This is a genomic window from Paraburkholderia adhaesiva (assembly GCF_021390575.1).
GTDB lineage: Bacteria > Pseudomonadota > Gammaproteobacteria > Burkholderiales > Burkholderiaceae > Paraburkholderia > Paraburkholderia adhaesiva.
In genome coordinates, this window is the sequence record NZ_JAJEJQ010000001.1 from 2,813,235 (window position 1) to 2,830,163 (window position 16,929).

Genomic DNA, 16,929 nt, shown 5'->3' on the forward strand with positions numbered 1-16,929 from the left:
TCCAGTTTTCGTTTCGCGTTGCGACCTGCATACAACACTTTGTCATTGCATCGTGTCGATCAACATGCGAAGTGCGCTGCGATAACGATGTGTTCGAATGCCTTCGCGTGTTTCAAATGAGCCTTGAAACTCGCAAGTGTTCGCGACGCGCGAGTGCTCTTGATTGCAGTCGATCACTCTCGAATGCCTACGCTTGCGTCGGATTGCACGATGCACAGCGCGTCGTCACTGCCACGCGTGCAGACTTCGCCGCCTCGTCGCTGCCGGTCTTACAGCGTGTCCCGGGCGCATCGGTGAAAACTCCAGGGATTCCTGATGCCTTCGCTCGCCGACTTCTTTCGTGAGTCGCGGCATTCGTGCCGTGCGTGTCGGGAATGAGCCGCAAGCAGATGACGCGAGCGGCGAAAGCTTCGTCTTGCCAGGCGGCGCGCATCGCACGCGCCGCCCTTCTCTACTAGTTACTACTTTAGTGCTGCTTCAGTCACGAGGCGTTGCGCCGCGTCACTGGCAGGCCTCGCACTCTTCGAAGCCCGGGTCGCCCGGACGCATCATGCACACGGGGCCGTCGGCTTCGGGCGCTTCCGCGATCGGTTCGGCCTCGGCGACGCTCGCCGATTGCAGCACCGTCGAATCCACTCCGCCACCCGTCACGCCGAAACCAGCGCCACCGCCGAACGCGCCACCGGCACCGCTGGCACCACCTGCACCGCCGTCGCCGTGCGTCGGCACTGCGTTCAGCGCGCCGTGCGCGACCGTCGACTTCTCGACGTGCGTCGCCGCCATCGTACGCAGGTAGTAGGTCGTCTTGAGACCGCGCAACCACGCGAGCTTGTAGACCTCATCGAGCTTCTTGCCCGACGCACCTGCCATATAGATGTTCAGCGATTGCGCCTGGTCGATCCACTTCTGGCGGCGCGATGCTGCCTCGACGAGCCAGCTCGGATCGACTTCGAACGCCGTCGCGTAGATCGCGCGCAGGTCGGCCGGAACGCGGTCAATGCGCGAGAGCGTGCCGTCGAAGTACTTCAGGTCCGCGACCATCACCTCGTCCCACAGGCCGCGCTCCTTCAGATCGCGCACCAGGTAGTCGTTGACCACCGTGAACTCGCCCGAGAGGTTCGACTTCACATAGAGGTTCTGGAAGGTCGGCTCGATACACGCCGAGACGCCGATGATGTTCGAAATCGTTGCGGTCGGTGCGATGGCGACGCAGTTCGAGTTACGCATGCCGTGCGTCGCAATGCGCGAGCGCAGCGATTCCCAGTCCATCGTCTCGCTCGTGTCGACTTCGACGTAGCCGCCGCGTGCTTCGGTGAGCAGCTTCAGCGTGTCCTGCGGGAGGATGCCGCGATCCCACAGCGAGCCACGGTACGTCGAGTAGCGGCCGCGCTCCTGCGCCAGCTCGGTCGAAGCCCAGTAGGCGTAGTAGCAGACCGATTCCATCGAACGGTCGGCGAACTCGACGGCCTCCTGCGATGCGTACGGCGTGCGCAGCAGATGCAGGCAGTCCTGGAAGCCCATGATGCCCATGCCGACCGGACGGTGCTTCAGGTTCGAGTTACGCGCCTTCGAGACCGCGTAGTAGTTGATGTCGATGACGTTGTCGAGCATGCGCATCGCGACGCTGATCGTGCGCTTGAGCTTGTCCTGGTCGAGCGCGTAGCTGCCGTCGTCCTGCTTGACCATGTGCGCGACGAGGTTCACCGAGCCGAGGTTGCAAACAGCGATTTCGGCATCGCTCGTGTTCAGCGTGATTTCCGTGCACAGGTTAGACGAGTGGACGACGCCGACGTGCTGCTGCGGCGAGCGCACGTTGCAGGGATCCTTGAACGTGATCCACGGGTGGCCCGTCTCGAACAGCATGCCGAGCATCTTGCGCCACAGCTGGGCGGCCGGCATTTTCTTGAACAGCTTGATCTCGCCGCGCGCGGCCTTCTCTTCGTAAGCCGTGTAAGCCTGTTCGAACTCCGCGCCGAACTTGTCGTGCAGGTCCGGGCAGGTCGACGGCGAGAACAGCGTCCAGTCACCACCTTCCATCACGCGCTTCATGAACAGGTCGGGAATCCAGTTCGCCGTGTTCATGTCGTGCGTGCGGCGGCGATCGTCGCCGGTGTTCTTGCGCAGTTCCAGGAATTCTTCGATGTCGAGGTGCCACGACTCCAGGTACGCGCACACCGCGCCCTTGCGCTTGCCGCCCTGGTTCACGGCGACAGCCGTGTCGTTGACGACCTTCAGGAACGGCACGACGCCCTGCGACTTGCCGTTGGTACCCTTGATGTGCGAGCCGAGCGCACGCACGCGCGTCCAGTCGTTGCCGAGGCCGCCCGCGAATTTCGAGAGCAGCGCGTTGTCCTTGAGCGCTTCGTAGATGCCGTCGAGGTCGTCGGCAACCGTCGTCAGGTAGCACGACGACAACTGCGAGCGGTGCGTGCCCGAGTTGAACAGCGTCGGCGTGGACGACATGAAGTCGAACGTCGAGAGCACGTTGTAGAACTCGATCGCGCGCGCTTCACGGTCGATCTCGTTCAGCGACAGACCCATCGCGACGCGCATGAAGAACGCCTGCGGCATCTCGATGCGCGTGCCGTCGACGTGCAGGAAGTAGCGGTCGTACAACGTTTGCAGGCCGAGGTAGCCGAACTGCAGGTCGCGGTTCGCGTCGAGCGCCGATGCGAGGCGCTTCAGGTCGAACTGCTGCAGCTTGTCGTCGAGCAGGCCGGCTTCGACGCCGCGCTTCACGAACTGCGGGAAGTAGTCGGCATAGCGCTCGGCCATCTCCGCTTGCGTCACTTCCTCTTCGAGAATTTCGCGACGGATCGTGTGCAGCAGGATACGCGAAGTCACCTGGCTATATGCCGGATCCTTTTCGATCATCGTGCGCGCGGCGAGGATGGCCGAGTCATAGACTTGCGACATCGGCACGCCGTCGTAGAGGTTCTTCACCGTTTCCGCGACGATCGGATCGGCGTTCACGGCATCGCCCAGCCCCGCGCATGCCGACTCGATCAGCGCACGCAGCGCGTTCATGTCGAGCGGGCGCGTGACGCCGTTGTCGGTAACGTTCAGGCTCGCAGCGGCCGGTGCCTCTTCTTCCTGCGCGTGGCTGCGCTCCTGGTTGCGCTTCTCGCGATAGAGCACGTAAGCGCGCGCGACGTTGTGCTCGCCGCCGCGCATCAGCGCGAGTTCAACCTGGTCCTGGATGTCTTCGATATGGAACGTGCCGCCGTTCGGACGGCTGCGCACGAGCGCGCGCACGACGTTCTGCGTGAGCTGCTCGACGAGTTCGCGCACGCGTGCCGACGCCGCGCCCTGACCGCCATTGACTGCCAGATAGGCCTTCGTCATCGCGATTGCGATCTTCGACGGCTCGAACACCACCACGCTGCCGTTGCGGCGGATCACCTTGTGGTCGGCGAACTGTGACGCATTCGTCTGGCCGTCCTGCGGCTCACCACCCAGCGTGTGCGCAGCGTGTGCGCCTTCAAACCGGGTCGAGACGTTATCGGTCGTTTGCATGTGCAAAGCTCCTGGTCCTGGAAGTGTGCGAAGAGTTTTCGCGGATTAATACGAGCGCCGCGCCCCCGTGTGCGCGGTCGATTAGGCGGAGAAAAAAAGCCAGCCTGGCGTGGATGCCGGATGCGACAAAGCAGATGGGACAAACGAAATGCCGGTCTTCATCGTGTATGTCGCGATCATTGGCTGCACCCCTTTTCTCGATTACTGCCGGTGCGCCGGCTGTTCTGCCGATTTTTTACTTACTGCGCACCGCACATCGTTCTTTTTCCTATGTCGCTAAAGCGAGCGGCGCCGTGCTCGTGGAGCGAGGCGCCGCGGCGCAACACAACATATGGTGTGAAGCAGTGTTTCGGGAACAAAGTATAGTGGAGAATAAAAACCGGTCAAACGTTTTATTTGGGCCAGAAAGCTTGACATTTGTGAAGCCCCGGCGCGTCGGGGCCTCCACGCAAAGCAAGCCTCAATGCGACTTTTTCGTGACAGAGATCGAAGGCACGGCGGTGGTTCAAAGCGTCGCGTCTTGCGTGCCTTGCCCGCGGAAATAGGGGAAGTACCGATCGGCGAGTTGCGCGTCGCGCTGCAGACGCGCCCAGTCGAAATGCGGGCCGGGATCGGTCTTGCGACCCGGCGCGATATCAGAGTGACCGGCGAGCGCGTCGACCGGATAACGCGTAACGAGCGCCTTCACGAGCGTCGCCAGCGTCGCGTATTGCGCGGACTCGAACGTCGTCGTATCGCTGCCCTCGAGTTCGATGCCGATCGAAAAGTCGTTGCAACGCTCGCGGCCGAAGAAGCTCGACACGCCCGCGTGCCACGCGCGTTCGTCGCAGGAGACGAACTGTTCGAGCGCGCCGTCACGATGGATCACGAAATGGGCCGACACGCGCACGCCGCGCAGATGTTGATCGAAGTACGGATGTGCGTCGCAGTCGAGGCGATTGAGGAAAAGATTTGCGATCGAGGGCCCGCCGAAGGTGTCCGGCGGCAGGCTGATATTGTGCACGACGATGAGTGTCGGCAGCGCGTGCGCGGGACGCGCCTCGAAGTTCGGTGAGGGCAGGCGGCGCGCGGCGTCAACCCAGCCCTGCGCGTCCACCTCGAACGGATGCGATGCTGCGCTCATCGCGTGGCGCGGTCTTTGTCCGCTGCGCGTGCGACGTAGGCACGCGCATGCTCGGCGCTGCAGAACGAATGCGCGCCGGCGGTCACCGACTCGCTGCGCGGCGCGTGCACGCCGCACTCGGCGCAGCGGACCATCGGCTCCGGCAGCGCGCCCTGTCCATTCGAACGGCCAGCAGCACCCGCGCCGTTCGACGCGCGCCATGCGCCCTGTGCGCCGCGGCCGCCTTGCGTGTTTTGCCCTTGCTGCGCCTGCTGTCCTTGTTGCGCTTGCTGCCCTTGCGAACCCGAACGCATCTGCGCACGGCGCAGCGCCTTGACGAACCACTGGCCGAGGACGATCAGCAGGAACAGGAGAAAAATCTGTCTCATGGCATTGATGCGCTTCACGCGCACTCAGACGATGGGCCGGTGCAGCAGCACCTCGAAGACGAACCGGCTGCCGACATACGCGAGCAGCAACGCGACGAACGACGCGATCACCCAGCGCAGCGCGGCGCGGCCGCGCCAGCCCGAAATCTTGCGAGCCGTGAGGAGCGTTCCGAACATGGCCCACGAGAGGATCGCGAACACCGTCTTGTGATCGAGTGAAAGTGGCCGGTCAGTCAACTGTTCGTTGAACACGATGCCCGACGCGAGCGTGAGCGTGAGCAGCACAAAACCAGCGCCGATCAGGCGAAACAGCAGTTTCTCCATCGTGAGGAGCGGCGGCAGCGTGTCGATCCAGTTCGAAAGCCAGCCGCCGTTCGCGGGACCGTTGCGCTGGAAGCCGCCGCCGCGCAGCGAGTGCAGGCGGCGCTCGACGGCAAGCATCAGGATCGCGTGCAAGGCGGCGATGGCGAAGAGCCCGTAGGCAATATTCGCGATGACGAAGTGCGCCTTGAACATCGGTGCTGCGGCATACGGCAGCACACGCACGCCGCCGAACACGAGCGGCAAAAGCGCGGCCAGCGCGGCAAGCGGCAGTAACAACAGGCGCAGCCCGTCGAGCTGAAAGAAAAAGCTCTCGATCCAGTAGATGACCACGCCGAGCCAGAACATCGCCGACAACGCGAAGGCGAAGCCGAAGAACATCTCGTGGACGGGGAAGATCGTCATGTGCAGCAGTACGCCGTGCGCCGCGAGCGCAACGAGCAGCAGCGTGCGCGAGAGCGGTCCGAAGCTGCGCGTGCGCGCCGGGCCGCCGACGCCGGCAACGCTCACCGGTGCCGTCACGGACGCCGGAAGCACGCTGCCGGGAAGCGTCTCTACGCCGGCATGACGCAGCGCCCGCCAGTCGGCGGCGCATAGACCGGCGTAAAGGAGCGCGGTGAGGGCATACAGTACAATATCCATATTCGAAGTTTACTATAGGCCCCATGCCGGGAGGGACAGCATCCCTTTCGCGCGCGCCCGGGCCGCACTGCTCACCGCTCCCCATGCTCGACAATCTCACTCAACGGATGGCGCGCGTCGTCAAGACGCTGCGCGGCGAAGCCCGGCTGACCGAGGCCAATACGCAGGAAATGCTGCGCGAAGTGCGTCTCGCGCTGCTCGAGGCGGACGTCGCGCTGCCGGTCGTGCGCGAATTCATCGCCAAGGTGAAGGAGAAGGCGCTCGGCGAAGAAGTGATCAGCAGTCTGTCGCCGGGGCAGGCGCTCGTCGGCGTGGTGCAGCGCGAGCTGACCGCCGTGATCGGTGGCGATTACGAAGGTAAGGCCGCCGAACTCGATCTCGCGGTCACGCCCCCCGCCGTCATCCTCATGGCCGGTCTGCAAGGCGCGGGTAAAACGACCACCACCGGCAAGCTCGCCAAGCTCCTGCGCGAGAAGTACAAGAAGAAGGTGCTCACCGTTTCATGCGACGTCTATCGTCCGGCCGCTATCGCGCAGCTGAAGACGGTGACCGAACAGGTCGGCGCCGACTTCTTCCCGTCGCAGCCCGACCAGAAGCCGGTCGATATCGCCAACGCCGCCGTCGACTGGGCCAAGCGCCACTATCACGACGTGCTGCTCGTCGACACGGCCGGCCGCCTCGGTATCGACGAGGCGATGATGAACGAGATCACCGCACTGCATGCAGCGCTCAAGCCCGCTGAAACGCTTTTCGTCGTCGATGCGATGCTCGGCCAGGACGCCGTCAACACCGCGAAGGCGTTCAACGACGCCCTGCCGCTCACCGGTGTCGTCCTCACCAAGCTCGACGGCGATTCGCGTGGCGGCGCCGCGCTCTCCGTGCGCCACATCACGGGTAAGCCGATCAAGTTCGTCGGCGTCGCCGAAAAGCTCGATGGCCTCGAAGTTTTCTACCCGGACCGCATGGCGAACCGGATCCTCGGCATGGGCGACATTCTCGCGCTCGTCGAGGAAGCACAGCGCGGCGTGGACGTGCAAGCGGCGCAAAAGCTCGCCGACAAGGTCAAGAAAGGCGGCGACTTCGACCTCAACGACTTCAAGGCCCAGCTTTCGCAGATGAAGAAGATGGGCGGCCTCTCGACGCTCATGGACAAGCTGCCCGCGCAGTTCCAGCAGGCCGCCGCGGGTGCCGACATGGGCGTTGCCGAAAAGCAGATGCGCCGCATGGAGGGCATCATCAATTCGATGACGCCCGCCGAGCGCGCCAAGCCCGAACTCATCAAGGCCACGCGCAAGCGGCGCATCGCGGCAGGTGCGGGCGTGCAGGTCCAGGAAGTGAACCGCATGCTGAACCAGTATGACCAGATGCGCACCATGATGAAGAAGCTCAAGGGCGGCAACCTGCAGAAGATGATGCGCGGCATGAAGGGCATGATGCCCGGCATGCGCTGAAATTGCGGGCGACACGCGCGGCGGCCGGTTGCGTTCGGGCGTCGCGGGCCGTCGCCTGTCACGCGGCGCGCGAGCTCGACAGCACGGGTTTATGCTGTAGCGCGCACCAGCGTTATTTTCCACACTGAATTACTACCGCCACGACCCCGCCAGAGTCATGAATCGCGAAGAAGCCCTTCACATTTTCCGCCACTCCGAAGAGATCGTTTCGGAGGGCGAGGTCAATGCGTCGATCGGCCGGATGGCCGAAGCGATCCGCGCCGAAATCAGCGAAGACTTCCCGCTCGTGCTGTCGGTGATGGGCGGCGCTGCCGTGTTCACCGGCATGCTCCTGCCGCACCTCGACTTCCCGCTCGAATTCGACTACATCCACCTCACCCGCTATCGCAACGCGATCCAGGGTAGCGCCGAAATGCAGTGGCGCGTGGCGCCGCGCGAGTCGGTGAAGGACCGCGTGGTGCTGGTTCTCGACGATATCCTCGACGAAGGCGAGACCATGGCCGCCATCCGCGACCGCATCCTCGCGATGGGTGCGAAGCGGTTCATGTCGGCGGTGTTGTGCGAGAAGACCATCCCGAAGGCGAAGCCGCTGCATCCGGACTACTGCGGTTTCGCGGTCCCGGATCGCTACGTGTTCGGCTGCGGCATGGACGCGAAGGGTTACTGGCGCAACCTGCCGACCATCCGTGCGCTGACCGAAGGCGCCTGAGCAGGCAAGCTCACACGCACCATGAAAAAAAGCGGCCCGTGGGCCGCTTTTTTGTTGTGTGCGCGTGTCGCTGCGATGCTGCGTTTTCACAGGTGATGCACGAAGGTGCTGATCCCCGCGAGAATCATCTCGACCGAGATCGCGACCAGCACGAGTCCCATCAGCCGCTCGAACGCGGTCACCACGCGTTCGCCGAGCCACTGCTGGATGCGCTCCGCCAGCACGAGCACCGCGGCACAAACTACCATCGTCACCGTGAGCGCCGCGATCCACTCGTACAGCTTGCCAGGCGCCTGCGACGTGAGCAGCATCACCGTGGCAAGCGCCGAAGGCCCCGCCAGCGCGGGAATCGCGAGCGGCACGATGAGCGGCTCGCCGCCCTTGTCGCTGCCGCCGAACGGCCCGCCCGGATGCGGGAAGATCATGCGCAGCGCAATCAGGAACAACACGATGCCGCCACCGATGCGCAGCGACGTATCGGTGAGCCCCATCATCCGTAGGAATCCGTTGCCGGCCACCATGAAGATGAGCAGGATCACAAACGCGATTGCCACTTCCCGCAGAATCACGATCGCCCGGCGCCGCGGCGCCACATGGTGCAAACACCCGATGAAGAGCGGAATGTTGCCGAGCGGATCGGTGATGAGAAGCAGCAGGACCGTCGCGGACAGGAAGCTGTACTGCACGTTCGCGGCGCTCCCTGACGTTTAGCGCGCGAGCGCCGCGCGAATCTTCTGCGCGACGATCTGGGCGGCTTCGTCGGCTGCCAGCAGCGTCGCTTCGGTGTCGCGACGGCCCTGGTACTCGATCTTGCCTTCCTTGAGACCGCGCTCGCCGATCACGAGGCGATGCGGCACGCCGATCAGCTCCCAGTCCGCGAACATGACGCCCGGACGCTCGCCACGATCGTCGAGGATCACGTCGATGCCTGCCTTGACGAGTTCGTCGTAGACGCGCTCGGCGTGCTCGCGCACGAGTTCGCTGCGATCGAGGCCCATCGGGCACACGACCACTTCGAACGGCGCGATCGATTCCGGCCAGATGATCCCCTTCTCGTCGAAGTTCTGTTCGATCGCGGCACCGAGGATACGCGTGACGCCGATGCCGTAGCAGCCCATCTGCATCGGTTGCGGCTTGCCGTTTTCGCCGAGGAAGCTGGCGTTCATCGCTTCGGAATACTTGGTGCCGAGCTGGAACACGTGGCCCACTTCAATGCCGCGGCAGATGTCGAGCACGCCCTTGCCGTCCGGCGACGGATCGCCCTTCTTCACATTGCGAATGTCGGCGACGACCGGCTCCCGCAGATCGCGGCCCCAGTTCACGCCGGTCGTGTGGAAGTCCACTTCGTTGGCCCCGACGACGAAGTCGCTCATGTTCGCGACTGTCGAATCGGCGATCACCTTCACCGGCTTCTTCGTGCCGATCGGGCCGAGGTAGCCCGGCGGCGTGCCGAACCATTCGACGATCTCGGCCTCGGTCGCGAAGCGGAAATTGCCGAGGCCCTCGAGCTTGCCCGCCTTGATCTCATTCAGATCGTGGTCGCCGCGCAGAAGCAGCAGCCAGATCGTCGGTTCGGCGCCTTCACCGTTTTCGGTTGCGAGCACGATCGACTTCACCGTGCGCTCAAGCGGGATCCCGAGCAGCTCAGCGACCTGCTCGCACTTCGCCGCGCCCGGCGTGGCGGTCTTCGCGAGCGGCTCGGTGGCCGCGCCGCGTTGTGCGATGAGCGGCAGCGCATCGGCGGCCTCGACGTTCGCAGCGAAATCCGACGTCGGGCAGTAGGCGATGTCGTCCTCGCCGGTCTCGGCGATCACGTGGAATTCGTGCGAGCCGCTGCCGCCGATCGAGCCGTTGTCGGCCGCGACGGCACGGAACTCGAGACCGAGACGCGTGAAGATGCGCGTATAGGCGTCGAACATCTTCTGGTACGAGACCTTCAGGCCATCGACGTCCTTATCGAACGAGTACGCGTCCTTCATGATGAACTCGCGGCCACGCATCACGCCGAACCGGGGACGGATTTCGTCGCGGAACTTCGTCTGCACCTGGTAGAAGTTCACCGGCAACTGACGATAGCTCTTGATCTGGTTGCGCGCGATATCGGTGATGACTTCCTCGTGCGTCGGCCCCATCACGAAATCGCTCTGCTTGCGGTCCTTGAAGCGCAGCAGTTCCGGCCCGTATTGTTCCCAGCGCCCCGATTCCTGCCACAGCTCGGCCGGCTGCACCGATGGCATCAGCAGTTCGATCGCGCCCGCGCGGTTCATTTCCTCGCGCACGATCTGCTCGACCTTGCGGATCGAACGCAGCCCGATCGGCAAATAGTTATAGATGCCGCCCGCGACGCGACGGATCATGCCCGCGCGGACCATCAATTTGTGGCTGACGATCTCGGCGTCAGCCGGCGCTTCCTTCAGGGTGCCGATAAAGAAACGGGTGGCTTTCATTCAGATTTTCCAAAAGCGGCGGCCCGTGCAGACCGCCCGAAGAAGGTGAAACGGTGGGAACTCGCACAGCTCGCGTGGTATCGAGATGCCGGCGCACTACCCATGACACCGGCCAGCCGGCCAGGCGCCCCCCGCGAGGCATCGATTGCGCGCCCTGCCCGTACTCGCGGCAATTCGCTCCAATCTTCCGGCGCTCGGGTGCGTGAGGACCGTTATCTGTTTATAATCAAAGCAATTTTAAAGGATTCGAAGGTGGTTGTATGCTGGATCGTGAAGGCTTTCGCCCGAACGTCGGCATCATCCTCTTGAACGCGCACAACGAAGTGTTTTGGGGCAAACGGGTTCGTGAACATTCCTGGCAGTTTCCGCAAGGGGGCATCAAGTATGGTGAGACCCCCATGCAGGCAATGTATCGGGAGTTGCAAGAAGAAACCGGGCTGCTTCCTGAGCACGTCAAGATTGTCGGTCGCACGCGCGACTGGTTGCGTTATGAGGTGCCGGACAAGTTCATCAAGCGCGAAGTGCGCGGCCATTATCGCGGCCAGAAGCAGATATGGTTTCTGCTGCGCATGGTCGGGCGCGACTGCGATATCTGTCTGAGGGCGACAGAACATCCCGAGTTCGATGCGTGGCGCTGGAACGAATACTGGGTGCCGCTCGAAGCGGTCATCGAGTTCAAACGCGACGTCTATCAACTCGCGTTGACCGAGTTGTCGCGCTTTCTGCGGCGACCCGCCGCGCCGCGCCCGGAAAGGGGCGCCATGCACGGGCACGAAGTGCGCTACCCGCGCATCGTCACGTCGGCACACGCCAACGCCGTGCAGGCCTCGCCTTTTATGGCTGACGTGCCCGACGGCACGCCTGTCGAAAGCGACTGCGGACCGGGCGAGAGTATGATCGTGCCTGCGCCGGAGGAGCACGAGTAACCAACTACGGCGCACTGAGCGCCAGAACCGGCGACGCGAACCACGTTCGCATCGCCGCTCCTCTACGCGCTGCGCCGCCTTTGGCGCGCGACGCGCCGTTGCTTCGAAGGGAAACCAATTTGAAACGTATTGCTCTTGCTGCGGTGTGCACCGCGGCCGCAAATAGCGTCCTGCTGACCGGCTGCGGTAGCTCCGGCCCCACCAACAAGGATGACAGCGCGTTCGTCTATCTGCTGGACCGCAAATCCAACTGGCAGGAAAACAAGCTCGAAGGATTGCCGCCGCTGCCGCAGACCGGTGCGACGCTGCTGCCGTTCGACGTCTCGAACAACACTCCGCTCAAGTTCTCGATCGATCCCGCCTCATTGACGGTGGGCACCGACGGCGTCGTGCGCTATACGATCGTCATCACCAGCCCGACGGGTGCACGCAACGTGAACTACGAAGGGATTCGCTGCGATACGTACGAGTGGCGTCTCTACGCGAGCCTCGACGCCGATCACAACGGCTGGGATCAAACCGTGGCGAACGACTGGTCGCGCATCGAGAGCGGTACGCTGAATGCCTATCACTCGGCGCTCTACCAGGACTACTTCTGCGCGAACAAGTTGCCGGTGGCGAAAGCACCGGTCATCGTCCAGAACCTGCGCTACGGTCGCGTGCAGTCGTCACTCGTTCGCTGACGTCGCGGCCCCTGTATAAAAAAACCGCGCCGGCCTTGGGCCGTCGCGGTTTTTTCGTTGCATGACCGCCTGGCTGGAGTCAGACGAGGACGAGATTGTCGCGGTGGATCAGTTCGGGTTCGAGCATGTAGCCGAGGATGCCCTCGATCTCGCCGCTCGAATGACGCTGGATCAGCTTCGTTTCCGCGCTGCTGTAGTTGGTGAGCCCGCGTGCCACCTCGGTGCCGGCGCCATTCAGGCACGCAATCACTTCACCGCGCGCGAACGCGCCCTGTACCCCAGTCACGCCGATCGGCAGCAGACTCTTTCCCGCAGCGGTGACTTTCTGCACTGCGCCGTCGTCGATCACAACGTGACCGCGCACCTGCAGGTGGTCGGCCATCCACTGCTTACGTGCGGCCATGCGTGCGGTGCGTGCGATCAACTGCGTGCCGATCGCCTCGCCCGATGCGAGACGCACGAGAACCTCGGGCTCCCTGCCACTCGCAATGACGGTGTTTGCGCCGCTGTGCGCCGCGCGTTTCGCTGCGAGGATCTTGGTGAGCATGCCGCCGCGGCCGATGCTCGATCCGGCGCCGCCCGCCATCGCCTCCAGCTCCGGCGTGCCGGCGTCCGATTGCTGCACGAGTGTCGCCGACGGATCCTTGCGCGGATCCGCCGTGTAGAGACCACTCTGGTCGGTCAGGATGATGAGCGCATCGCCCTCGATCAGATTCGCGACGAGCGCGCCCAGCGTGTCGTTGTCGCCGAACTTGATTTCGTCTGTGACGACCGTGTCGTTCTCGTTGATGATCGGCACGACGCCCAGACGCAGCAGCGTGAGTAGCGTCGAGCGCGCGTTCAGATAGCGCTCGCGATCGGCAAGATCGGCATGCGTAAGGAGGATCTGCGCGGTGCGAACGTCGTGCTCGGCAAAACGACTCTCGTACACCTGCGCGAGCCCCATCTGGCCGACGGCCGCGGCCGCCTGCAGTTCGTCGATTTCGCGCGGTCGCTTCGACCATCCGAGCCGCTGCATGCCCTCGGCAATCGCACCCGAACTAACCAGCACCACTTCCTTTCCCTGCGCACGGAGCGCCGCGATCTGCGCGGCCCAACGACCGATGGCCTCGTGATCGAGTCCCCGCCCATCGTTCGTGACGAGGCTCGAACCGACTTTCACTACCAGACGCCGGGAATCGGCAATGACGGAACGCATACTGCGCGGTCTCCCCAAATGACTGATGACGCGTAAAGCCCCGGCGCTAACCGCGCGGCGGCACTGACGAGATGCTTACTCTTGCGGCTCTGGGGTGCTATCGCCGTCGGGACGCGGCGCGTCGCGAAAACGCACGTCCGATGCGAGGTCTTCCGCCTCTTCCGCGCGACGCGCGTCCGAATGAGCGGAAACGTAGTCGAACACCGCGTAGCACAGGTTTTCGCAGCCCTGACCGGTGAGCGCCGAAATCTCGAACACGGGACCGTCCCAGCCGAAGCGCTTCACGAAGTCGGCGATGCGTGCGGCGCGCTCATCTTCGGGCACCATGTCGAGCTTGTTCAGCACGAGCCAGCGCGGCTTCTCATGAAGCGTCTCGTCGTACTTGCGCAGCTCGCCGACGATGGCCTTCGCCTCCGCTACCGGATCGACCGATTCGTCGAACGGCGCAAGGTCGACGATATGCAGCAGCAGCCCCGTGCGCTGCAGGTGGCGCAGGAACTGGTGACCAAGGCCCGCGCCTTCGGCGGCACCTTCGATCAGACCCGGAATATCTGCGATCACGAAGCTCTTGCTCGGACCCACGCGCACCACGCCCAGATTCGGCGCAAGCGTCGTGAACGGGTAGTCGGCAACCTTCGGTCTGGCGTTCGACACCGCCGAAATGAACGTGGACTTGCCCGCGTTCGGCATGCCGAGCAGACCGACGTCCGCCAGCACCTTCAGTTCGAGCTTGAGCATGCGGCGCTCGCCGGGCTTGCCGTCGGTCTTCTGGCGCGGCGCACGATTCGTGGACGACTTGAAGTGCAGGTTGCCGAGGCCACCCGCGCCGCCGTTCGCCACTATCACGCGCTGGTCGTGCTCGGTGAGGTCGGCGATCAGCTCGCCCGTTTCGAGGTCGGTGATGACCGTGCCCACCGGCATGCGCAACGTGATATCGTCGCCGCCCTTACCGTAGCAGTCCGAGCCACGGCCGTTCTCGCCGTTGCGCGCCTGGTGCTTCTTCGTATAGCGGTAGTCAATCAGCGTGTTGATATTGCGGTCCGCGACCGCGTTGACGCTGCCGCCACGCCCGCCGTCGCCGCCGTCCGGTCCGCCGAACGGGACGAACTTCTCGCGCCGCATCGACGCGCTGCCATCGCCCCCATCGCCGGCGATGACTTCGATCTTCGCTTCGTCAATGAACTTCATGCGTTACTCCGTCCCGTGGATGTCGTTATTTTGCCGCGCAAGGACCTGCCTGACCAACATGGCCGAACAGCCAATGTCCAGGCGGGCAGTTTCACCGGCCTCGCGAAGCGTTCACGCCCCGCAAACACGGCCAGCGGCTTCGCACTGGGCCCGGTCAGGCGAGTGCGGCCGATCAGATTGCGGCCATAAACAAGAAGGCCCCGCAAACTTCGCGGGGCCTTCTTTGCGTCGATTGCGAACGGTCTGGAACTCAGACCGCTGCCGGGACGACGTTGACCGTGTGCTTGTTCGCTGCGCCCTTGGTCGTGAATGCGACGTGGCCATCGACCAGCGCGTACAGCGTGTGGTCCTTGCCGATGCCGACATTCAGGCCCGGGTGCATGCGCGTGCCACGCTGGCGAACGATGATGCCGCCTGCGAGGATCGCCTGGCCACCGAACACCTTCACGCCAAGTCGTTTCGACTCTGAGTCACGGCCGTTCCGCGAGGAACCGCCAGCCTTTTTGTGTGCCATTTGTTTGCTCCTTTACCTTCGTGCGCTGTGGCGTCGACTTACGCGTTGATCGCGTCGATGCGCAGTTCGGTGTAGTTCTGGCGGTGGCCGCCGTGCTTCTGGTAGTGCTTCCGGCGACGCATCTTGAAGATGGTCACTTTGGCGTGACGACCGTGGGAGACGACGGTAGCCTTGACGGAAGCCCCACTGACCAGCGGCGTACCGAACTTAATCGATTCGCCTTCGCCCACTGCGAGAACCTGGTCGAGCGTGATTTCTGCGTCAATGTCTGCCGGTATCTGTTCTACTTTAAGTTTTTCGCCAACGGCAACTTTGTACTGCTTGCCGCCGGTTTTTATGACCGCGTACATTGAGAACCTCACTCTGAGAATACTTTCCAGCTTGTTGACAAACTTACTCTAGGCGCTGGAAACCCTCGATTATACATAGAGTTAGCTGCGCAGTCAAAACTGATTGACGGGAGCGCCCGGGGGCCGCACGCAAGCCCGGAGGCAAGTCACGTGCGCGCGTCAAAGCGCCGCGCAGCGGGCGTTCCCCGCCGGCAGGCCCTGGCCGGATCGCAAGCCAGGCGACATGGCAGCGCTCGGGAGTCGCCGGATTCGCCTTATAATCCGCGGCACTATCCTTAAATGTCATCATGCCGTCCACCGTCACCCCCACCCCCAGCGCAGCTGCCCTGCTCGCCCCGATCGCCGCTGACATGGAGCAGGTCAACCGAGTCATCCGGAAAAGCCTGGCGTCCGAGGTGATGCTGATCAACCAGATCTCCGAGTACATCATCGGCGCGGGAGGCAAACGGCTGCGTCCGGCGCTCCTGCTGCTCGTGGCCGGCGCGCTCGGCGACCGTGGCACGCACCGGCACGAACTCGCTGCCGTCGTGGAATTCATCCACACGGCGACGCTGCTTCACGACGATGTGGTCGACGAATCCGACCTGCGGCGCGGCCGCCAGACGGCCAACGCCCTCTTCGGCAACGCGGCGAGCGTGCTGGTCGGCGACTACCTGTACTCGCGCTCGTTCGAAATGATGGTCGGCGTGGGCAAGATGCGCGTGATGGAGATCCTGTCGCAGGCGACGACGATCATTTCCGAAGGCGAGGTGCTTCAGCTCCTGAACATGCACGACGCCGACGTGGACGTGTCTCGCTACATGCAGGTGATCCGCTACAAGACGGCGAAGCTCTTCGAAGCGGCAGCTCAACTGGGCGCGGTGCTTTCGGGGTCGGATGCGCGGACCGAAGAAGCGGCTGCGGAGTTCGGCCGGCGTATCGGCACCGCGTTCCAGATCATGGACGACTGGCTCGATTACGCAGGCACCGCCGATGCGATGGGCAAGAATGCCGGCGACGACCTGCGCGAAGGCAAGCCCACGCTGCCGCTCATCTGGTTGATCGAGCACGGCACGCCGGAGCAAGCCGCTCTCGCGCGCGAAGCCATCGAGCAGGGTGGCACGACGCGCTTCGACGAAATCTTCGCGGCGATCACGCGCTCGGGTGCGCTTGATCACACGCTCGAGTGCGCGAAGGCCGAGGCACAAGCCGCAGCTGATGCGATTTCGTGGTTCCCCCCTTCCATTTACAAAGAGAGCCTGCTAGAATTATGTTCTTACTCGACGACGCGCCAGTCTTGAACAAGACGCAGCGAGCTGTTGAGTCTAGCTGGAGTCCAGTACTCAGTTAGTCAATTCGGGGTGTAGCTTAGCCTGGTAGAGCGCTACGTTCGGGACGTAGAGGCCGGAGGTTCGAATCCTCTCACCCCGACCAGAATTTTCCTTGTAAATCAAGGCCAAAACCGTCCACTTGCTGGACGGTTTTTTGTTTTCCGGGGTTGTTTTTGCTGTTCT

15 protein-coding genes and 1 tRNA gene are annotated in these 16,929 nt (G+C 63.4%); 6 read left to right on the plus strand and 10 right to left on the minus strand.

Annotated elements, in window-relative coordinates:
- Positions 1-501: 501 nt before the first annotated feature.
- The 4 genes from L0U80_RS12760 to L0U80_RS12775 form a co-directional block, all read right to left on the minus strand.
- Entirely contained in the window at positions 502-3,516 is a 3,015-nt protein-coding gene (locus L0U80_RS12760) for a ribonucleoside-diphosphate reductase subunit alpha (protein ID WP_233864627.1), read from the minus strand.
- Between the two features lie 505 nt (positions 3,517-4,021).
- Positions 4,022-4,639 (minus strand): 1,6-anhydro-N-acetylmuramyl-L-alanine amidase AmpD, encoded by a 618-nt coding sequence (gene ampD, locus L0U80_RS12765; RefSeq protein ID WP_233864628.1) that lies wholly within the window; start codon positions 4,637-4,639, stop codon positions 4,022-4,024.
- A complete protein-coding gene (locus L0U80_RS12770; protein WP_233864630.1) occupies positions 4,636-5,007 on the minus strand; it encodes a PP0621 family protein in 372 nt (123 codons plus the stop codon). Before L0U80_RS12770 ends, ampD begins: the two co-directional genes overlap by 4 nt.
- Before the next feature lie 24 nt (positions 5,008-5,031).
- The gene (locus L0U80_RS12775) at positions 5,032-5,970 is read right to left on the minus strand and encodes a cytochrome C assembly family protein (RefSeq protein WP_233864632.1); all 939 of its coding nucleotides are present in this window, start codon (positions 5,968-5,970) and stop codon (positions 5,032-5,034) included.
- Positions 5,971-6,053: 83 nt separating this feature from the next.
- Between L0U80_RS12775 and ffh the strand changes: the two genes are divergently transcribed.
- Together ffh and L0U80_RS12785 are read left to right on the plus strand one after the other, a co-directional pair.
- Positions 6,054-7,421 (plus strand): signal recognition particle protein, encoded by a 1,368-nt coding sequence (gene ffh, locus L0U80_RS12780; RefSeq protein WP_233864634.1) that lies wholly within the window; start codon positions 6,054-6,056, stop codon positions 7,419-7,421.
- 157 nt (positions 7,422-7,578) lie between these two features.
- Positions 7,579-8,130, plus strand: coding sequence for a hypoxanthine-guanine phosphoribosyltransferase (locus L0U80_RS12785; protein WP_233864636.1), 552 nt, complete (start codon positions 7,579-7,581; stop codon positions 8,128-8,130).
- Positions 8,131-8,216: 86 nt separating this feature from the next.
- Here L0U80_RS12785 and L0U80_RS12790 read toward each other — a convergent pair whose 3' ends face one another.
- Together L0U80_RS12790 and L0U80_RS12795 are read right to left on the minus strand one after the other, a co-directional pair.
- Positions 8,217-8,816, minus strand: coding sequence for a MarC family protein (locus L0U80_RS12790; RefSeq protein WP_233864638.1), 600 nt, complete (start codon positions 8,814-8,816; stop codon positions 8,217-8,219).
- 21 nt (positions 8,817-8,837) lie between these two features.
- On the minus strand, positions 8,838-10,577 hold the full coding sequence (locus tag L0U80_RS12795; protein ID WP_233864639.1) for a proline--tRNA ligase: 1,740 nt from the start codon (positions 10,575-10,577) through the stop codon (positions 8,838-8,840).
- A 260-nt stretch (positions 10,578-10,837) separates the two neighbouring features.
- Between L0U80_RS12795 and L0U80_RS12800 the strand changes: the two genes are divergently transcribed.
- A complete protein-coding gene (locus L0U80_RS12800; protein ID WP_233864640.1) occupies positions 10,838-11,503 on the plus strand; it encodes an RNA pyrophosphohydrolase in 666 nt (221 codons plus the stop codon).
- A gap of 119 nt (positions 11,504-11,622) precedes the next feature.
- Positions 11,623-12,186 (plus strand): CNP1-like family protein, encoded by a 564-nt coding sequence (locus L0U80_RS12805; protein ID WP_233864641.1) that lies wholly within the window; start codon positions 11,623-11,625, stop codon positions 12,184-12,186.
- A gap of 79 nt (positions 12,187-12,265) precedes the next feature.
- Here L0U80_RS12805 and proB read toward each other — a convergent pair whose 3' ends face one another.
- The 4 genes from proB to rplU form a co-directional block, all read right to left on the minus strand.
- Positions 12,266-13,384 (minus strand): glutamate 5-kinase, encoded by a 1,119-nt coding sequence (gene proB, locus L0U80_RS12810; protein ID WP_233864642.1) that lies wholly within the window; start codon positions 13,382-13,384, stop codon positions 12,266-12,268.
- A gap of 75 nt (positions 13,385-13,459) precedes the next feature.
- Positions 13,460-14,572 carry an Obg family GTPase CgtA gene (gene cgtA, locus L0U80_RS12815; protein ID WP_233864643.1) on the minus strand — a complete coding sequence of 371 codons (1,113 nt, stop codon included), beginning with the start codon at positions 14,570-14,572 and terminating at the stop codon, positions 13,460-13,462.
- A 250-nt stretch (positions 14,573-14,822) separates the two neighbouring features.
- Complete coding sequence (gene rpmA, locus L0U80_RS12820) at positions 14,823-15,086, minus strand: 50S ribosomal protein L27 (RefSeq protein WP_124153620.1); 264 nt, start codon at positions 15,084-15,086, stop codon at positions 14,823-14,825.
- Between the two features lie 38 nt (positions 15,087-15,124).
- Entirely contained in the window at positions 15,125-15,436 is a 312-nt protein-coding gene (gene rplU / locus L0U80_RS12825; RefSeq protein ID WP_006025184.1) for a 50S ribosomal protein L21, read from the minus strand.
- A gap of 287 nt (positions 15,437-15,723) precedes the next feature.
- On the opposite strand from rplU, the gene L0U80_RS12830 reads away from it, so the two are divergent.
- Together L0U80_RS12830 and L0U80_RS12835 are read left to right on the plus strand one after the other, a co-directional pair.
- A complete protein-coding gene (locus L0U80_RS12830; RefSeq protein WP_233864644.1) occupies positions 15,724-16,716 on the plus strand; it encodes a polyprenyl synthetase family protein in 993 nt (330 codons plus the stop codon).
- A 56-nt stretch (positions 16,717-16,772) separates the two neighbouring features.
- Positions 16,773-16,849, plus strand: a tRNA-Pro gene (locus tag L0U80_RS12835).
- The last annotated feature ends 80 nt before the right edge of the window (positions 16,850-16,929 follow it).

Coding starts and splice junctions, on each gene's coding strand:
- L0U80_RS12760 (WP_233864627.1), bottom strand. CDS start 3,516: ATGCAAACGACCGATAACGTCTCGACCCGGTTTGAAGGCGCACACGCT.
- ampD (WP_233864628.1), bottom strand. CDS start 4,639: ATGAGCGCAGCATCGCATCCGTTCGAGGTGGACGCGCAGGGCTGGGTT.
- L0U80_RS12770 (WP_233864630.1), bottom strand. CDS start 5,007: ATGAGACAGATTTTTCTCCTGTTCCTGCTGATCGTCCTCGGCCAGTGG.
- L0U80_RS12775 (WP_233864632.1), bottom strand. CDS start 5,970: ATGGATATTGTACTGTATGCCCTCACCGCGCTCCTTTACGCCGGTCTA.
- ffh (WP_233864634.1), top strand. CDS start 6,054: ATGCTCGACAATCTCACTCAACGGATGGCGCGCGTCGTCAAGACGCTG.
- L0U80_RS12785 (WP_233864636.1), top strand. CDS start 7,579: ATGAATCGCGAAGAAGCCCTTCACATTTTCCGCCACTCCGAAGAGATC.
- L0U80_RS12795 (WP_233864639.1), bottom strand. CDS start 10,577: ATGAAAGCCACCCGTTTCTTTATCGGCACCCTGAAGGAAGCGCCGGCT.
- L0U80_RS12800 (WP_233864640.1), top strand. CDS start 10,838: ATGCTGGATCGTGAAGGCTTTCGCCCGAACGTCGGCATCATCCTCTTG.
- proB (WP_233864642.1), bottom strand. CDS start 13,384: ATGCGTTCCGTCATTGCCGATTCCCGGCGTCTGGTAGTGAAAGTCGGT.
- cgtA (WP_233864643.1), bottom strand. CDS start 14,572: ATGAAGTTCATTGACGAAGCGAAGATCGAAGTCATCGCCGGCGATGGG.
- rpmA (WP_124153620.1), bottom strand. CDS start 15,086: ATGGCACACAAAAAGGCTGGCGGTTCCTCGCGGAACGGCCGTGACTCA.
- rplU (WP_006025184.1), bottom strand. CDS start 15,436: ATGTACGCGGTCATAAAAACCGGCGGCAAGCAGTACAAAGTTGCCGTT.
- L0U80_RS12830 (WP_233864644.1), top strand. CDS start 15,724: ATGCCGTCCACCGTCACCCCCACCCCCAGCGCAGCTGCCCTGCTCGCC.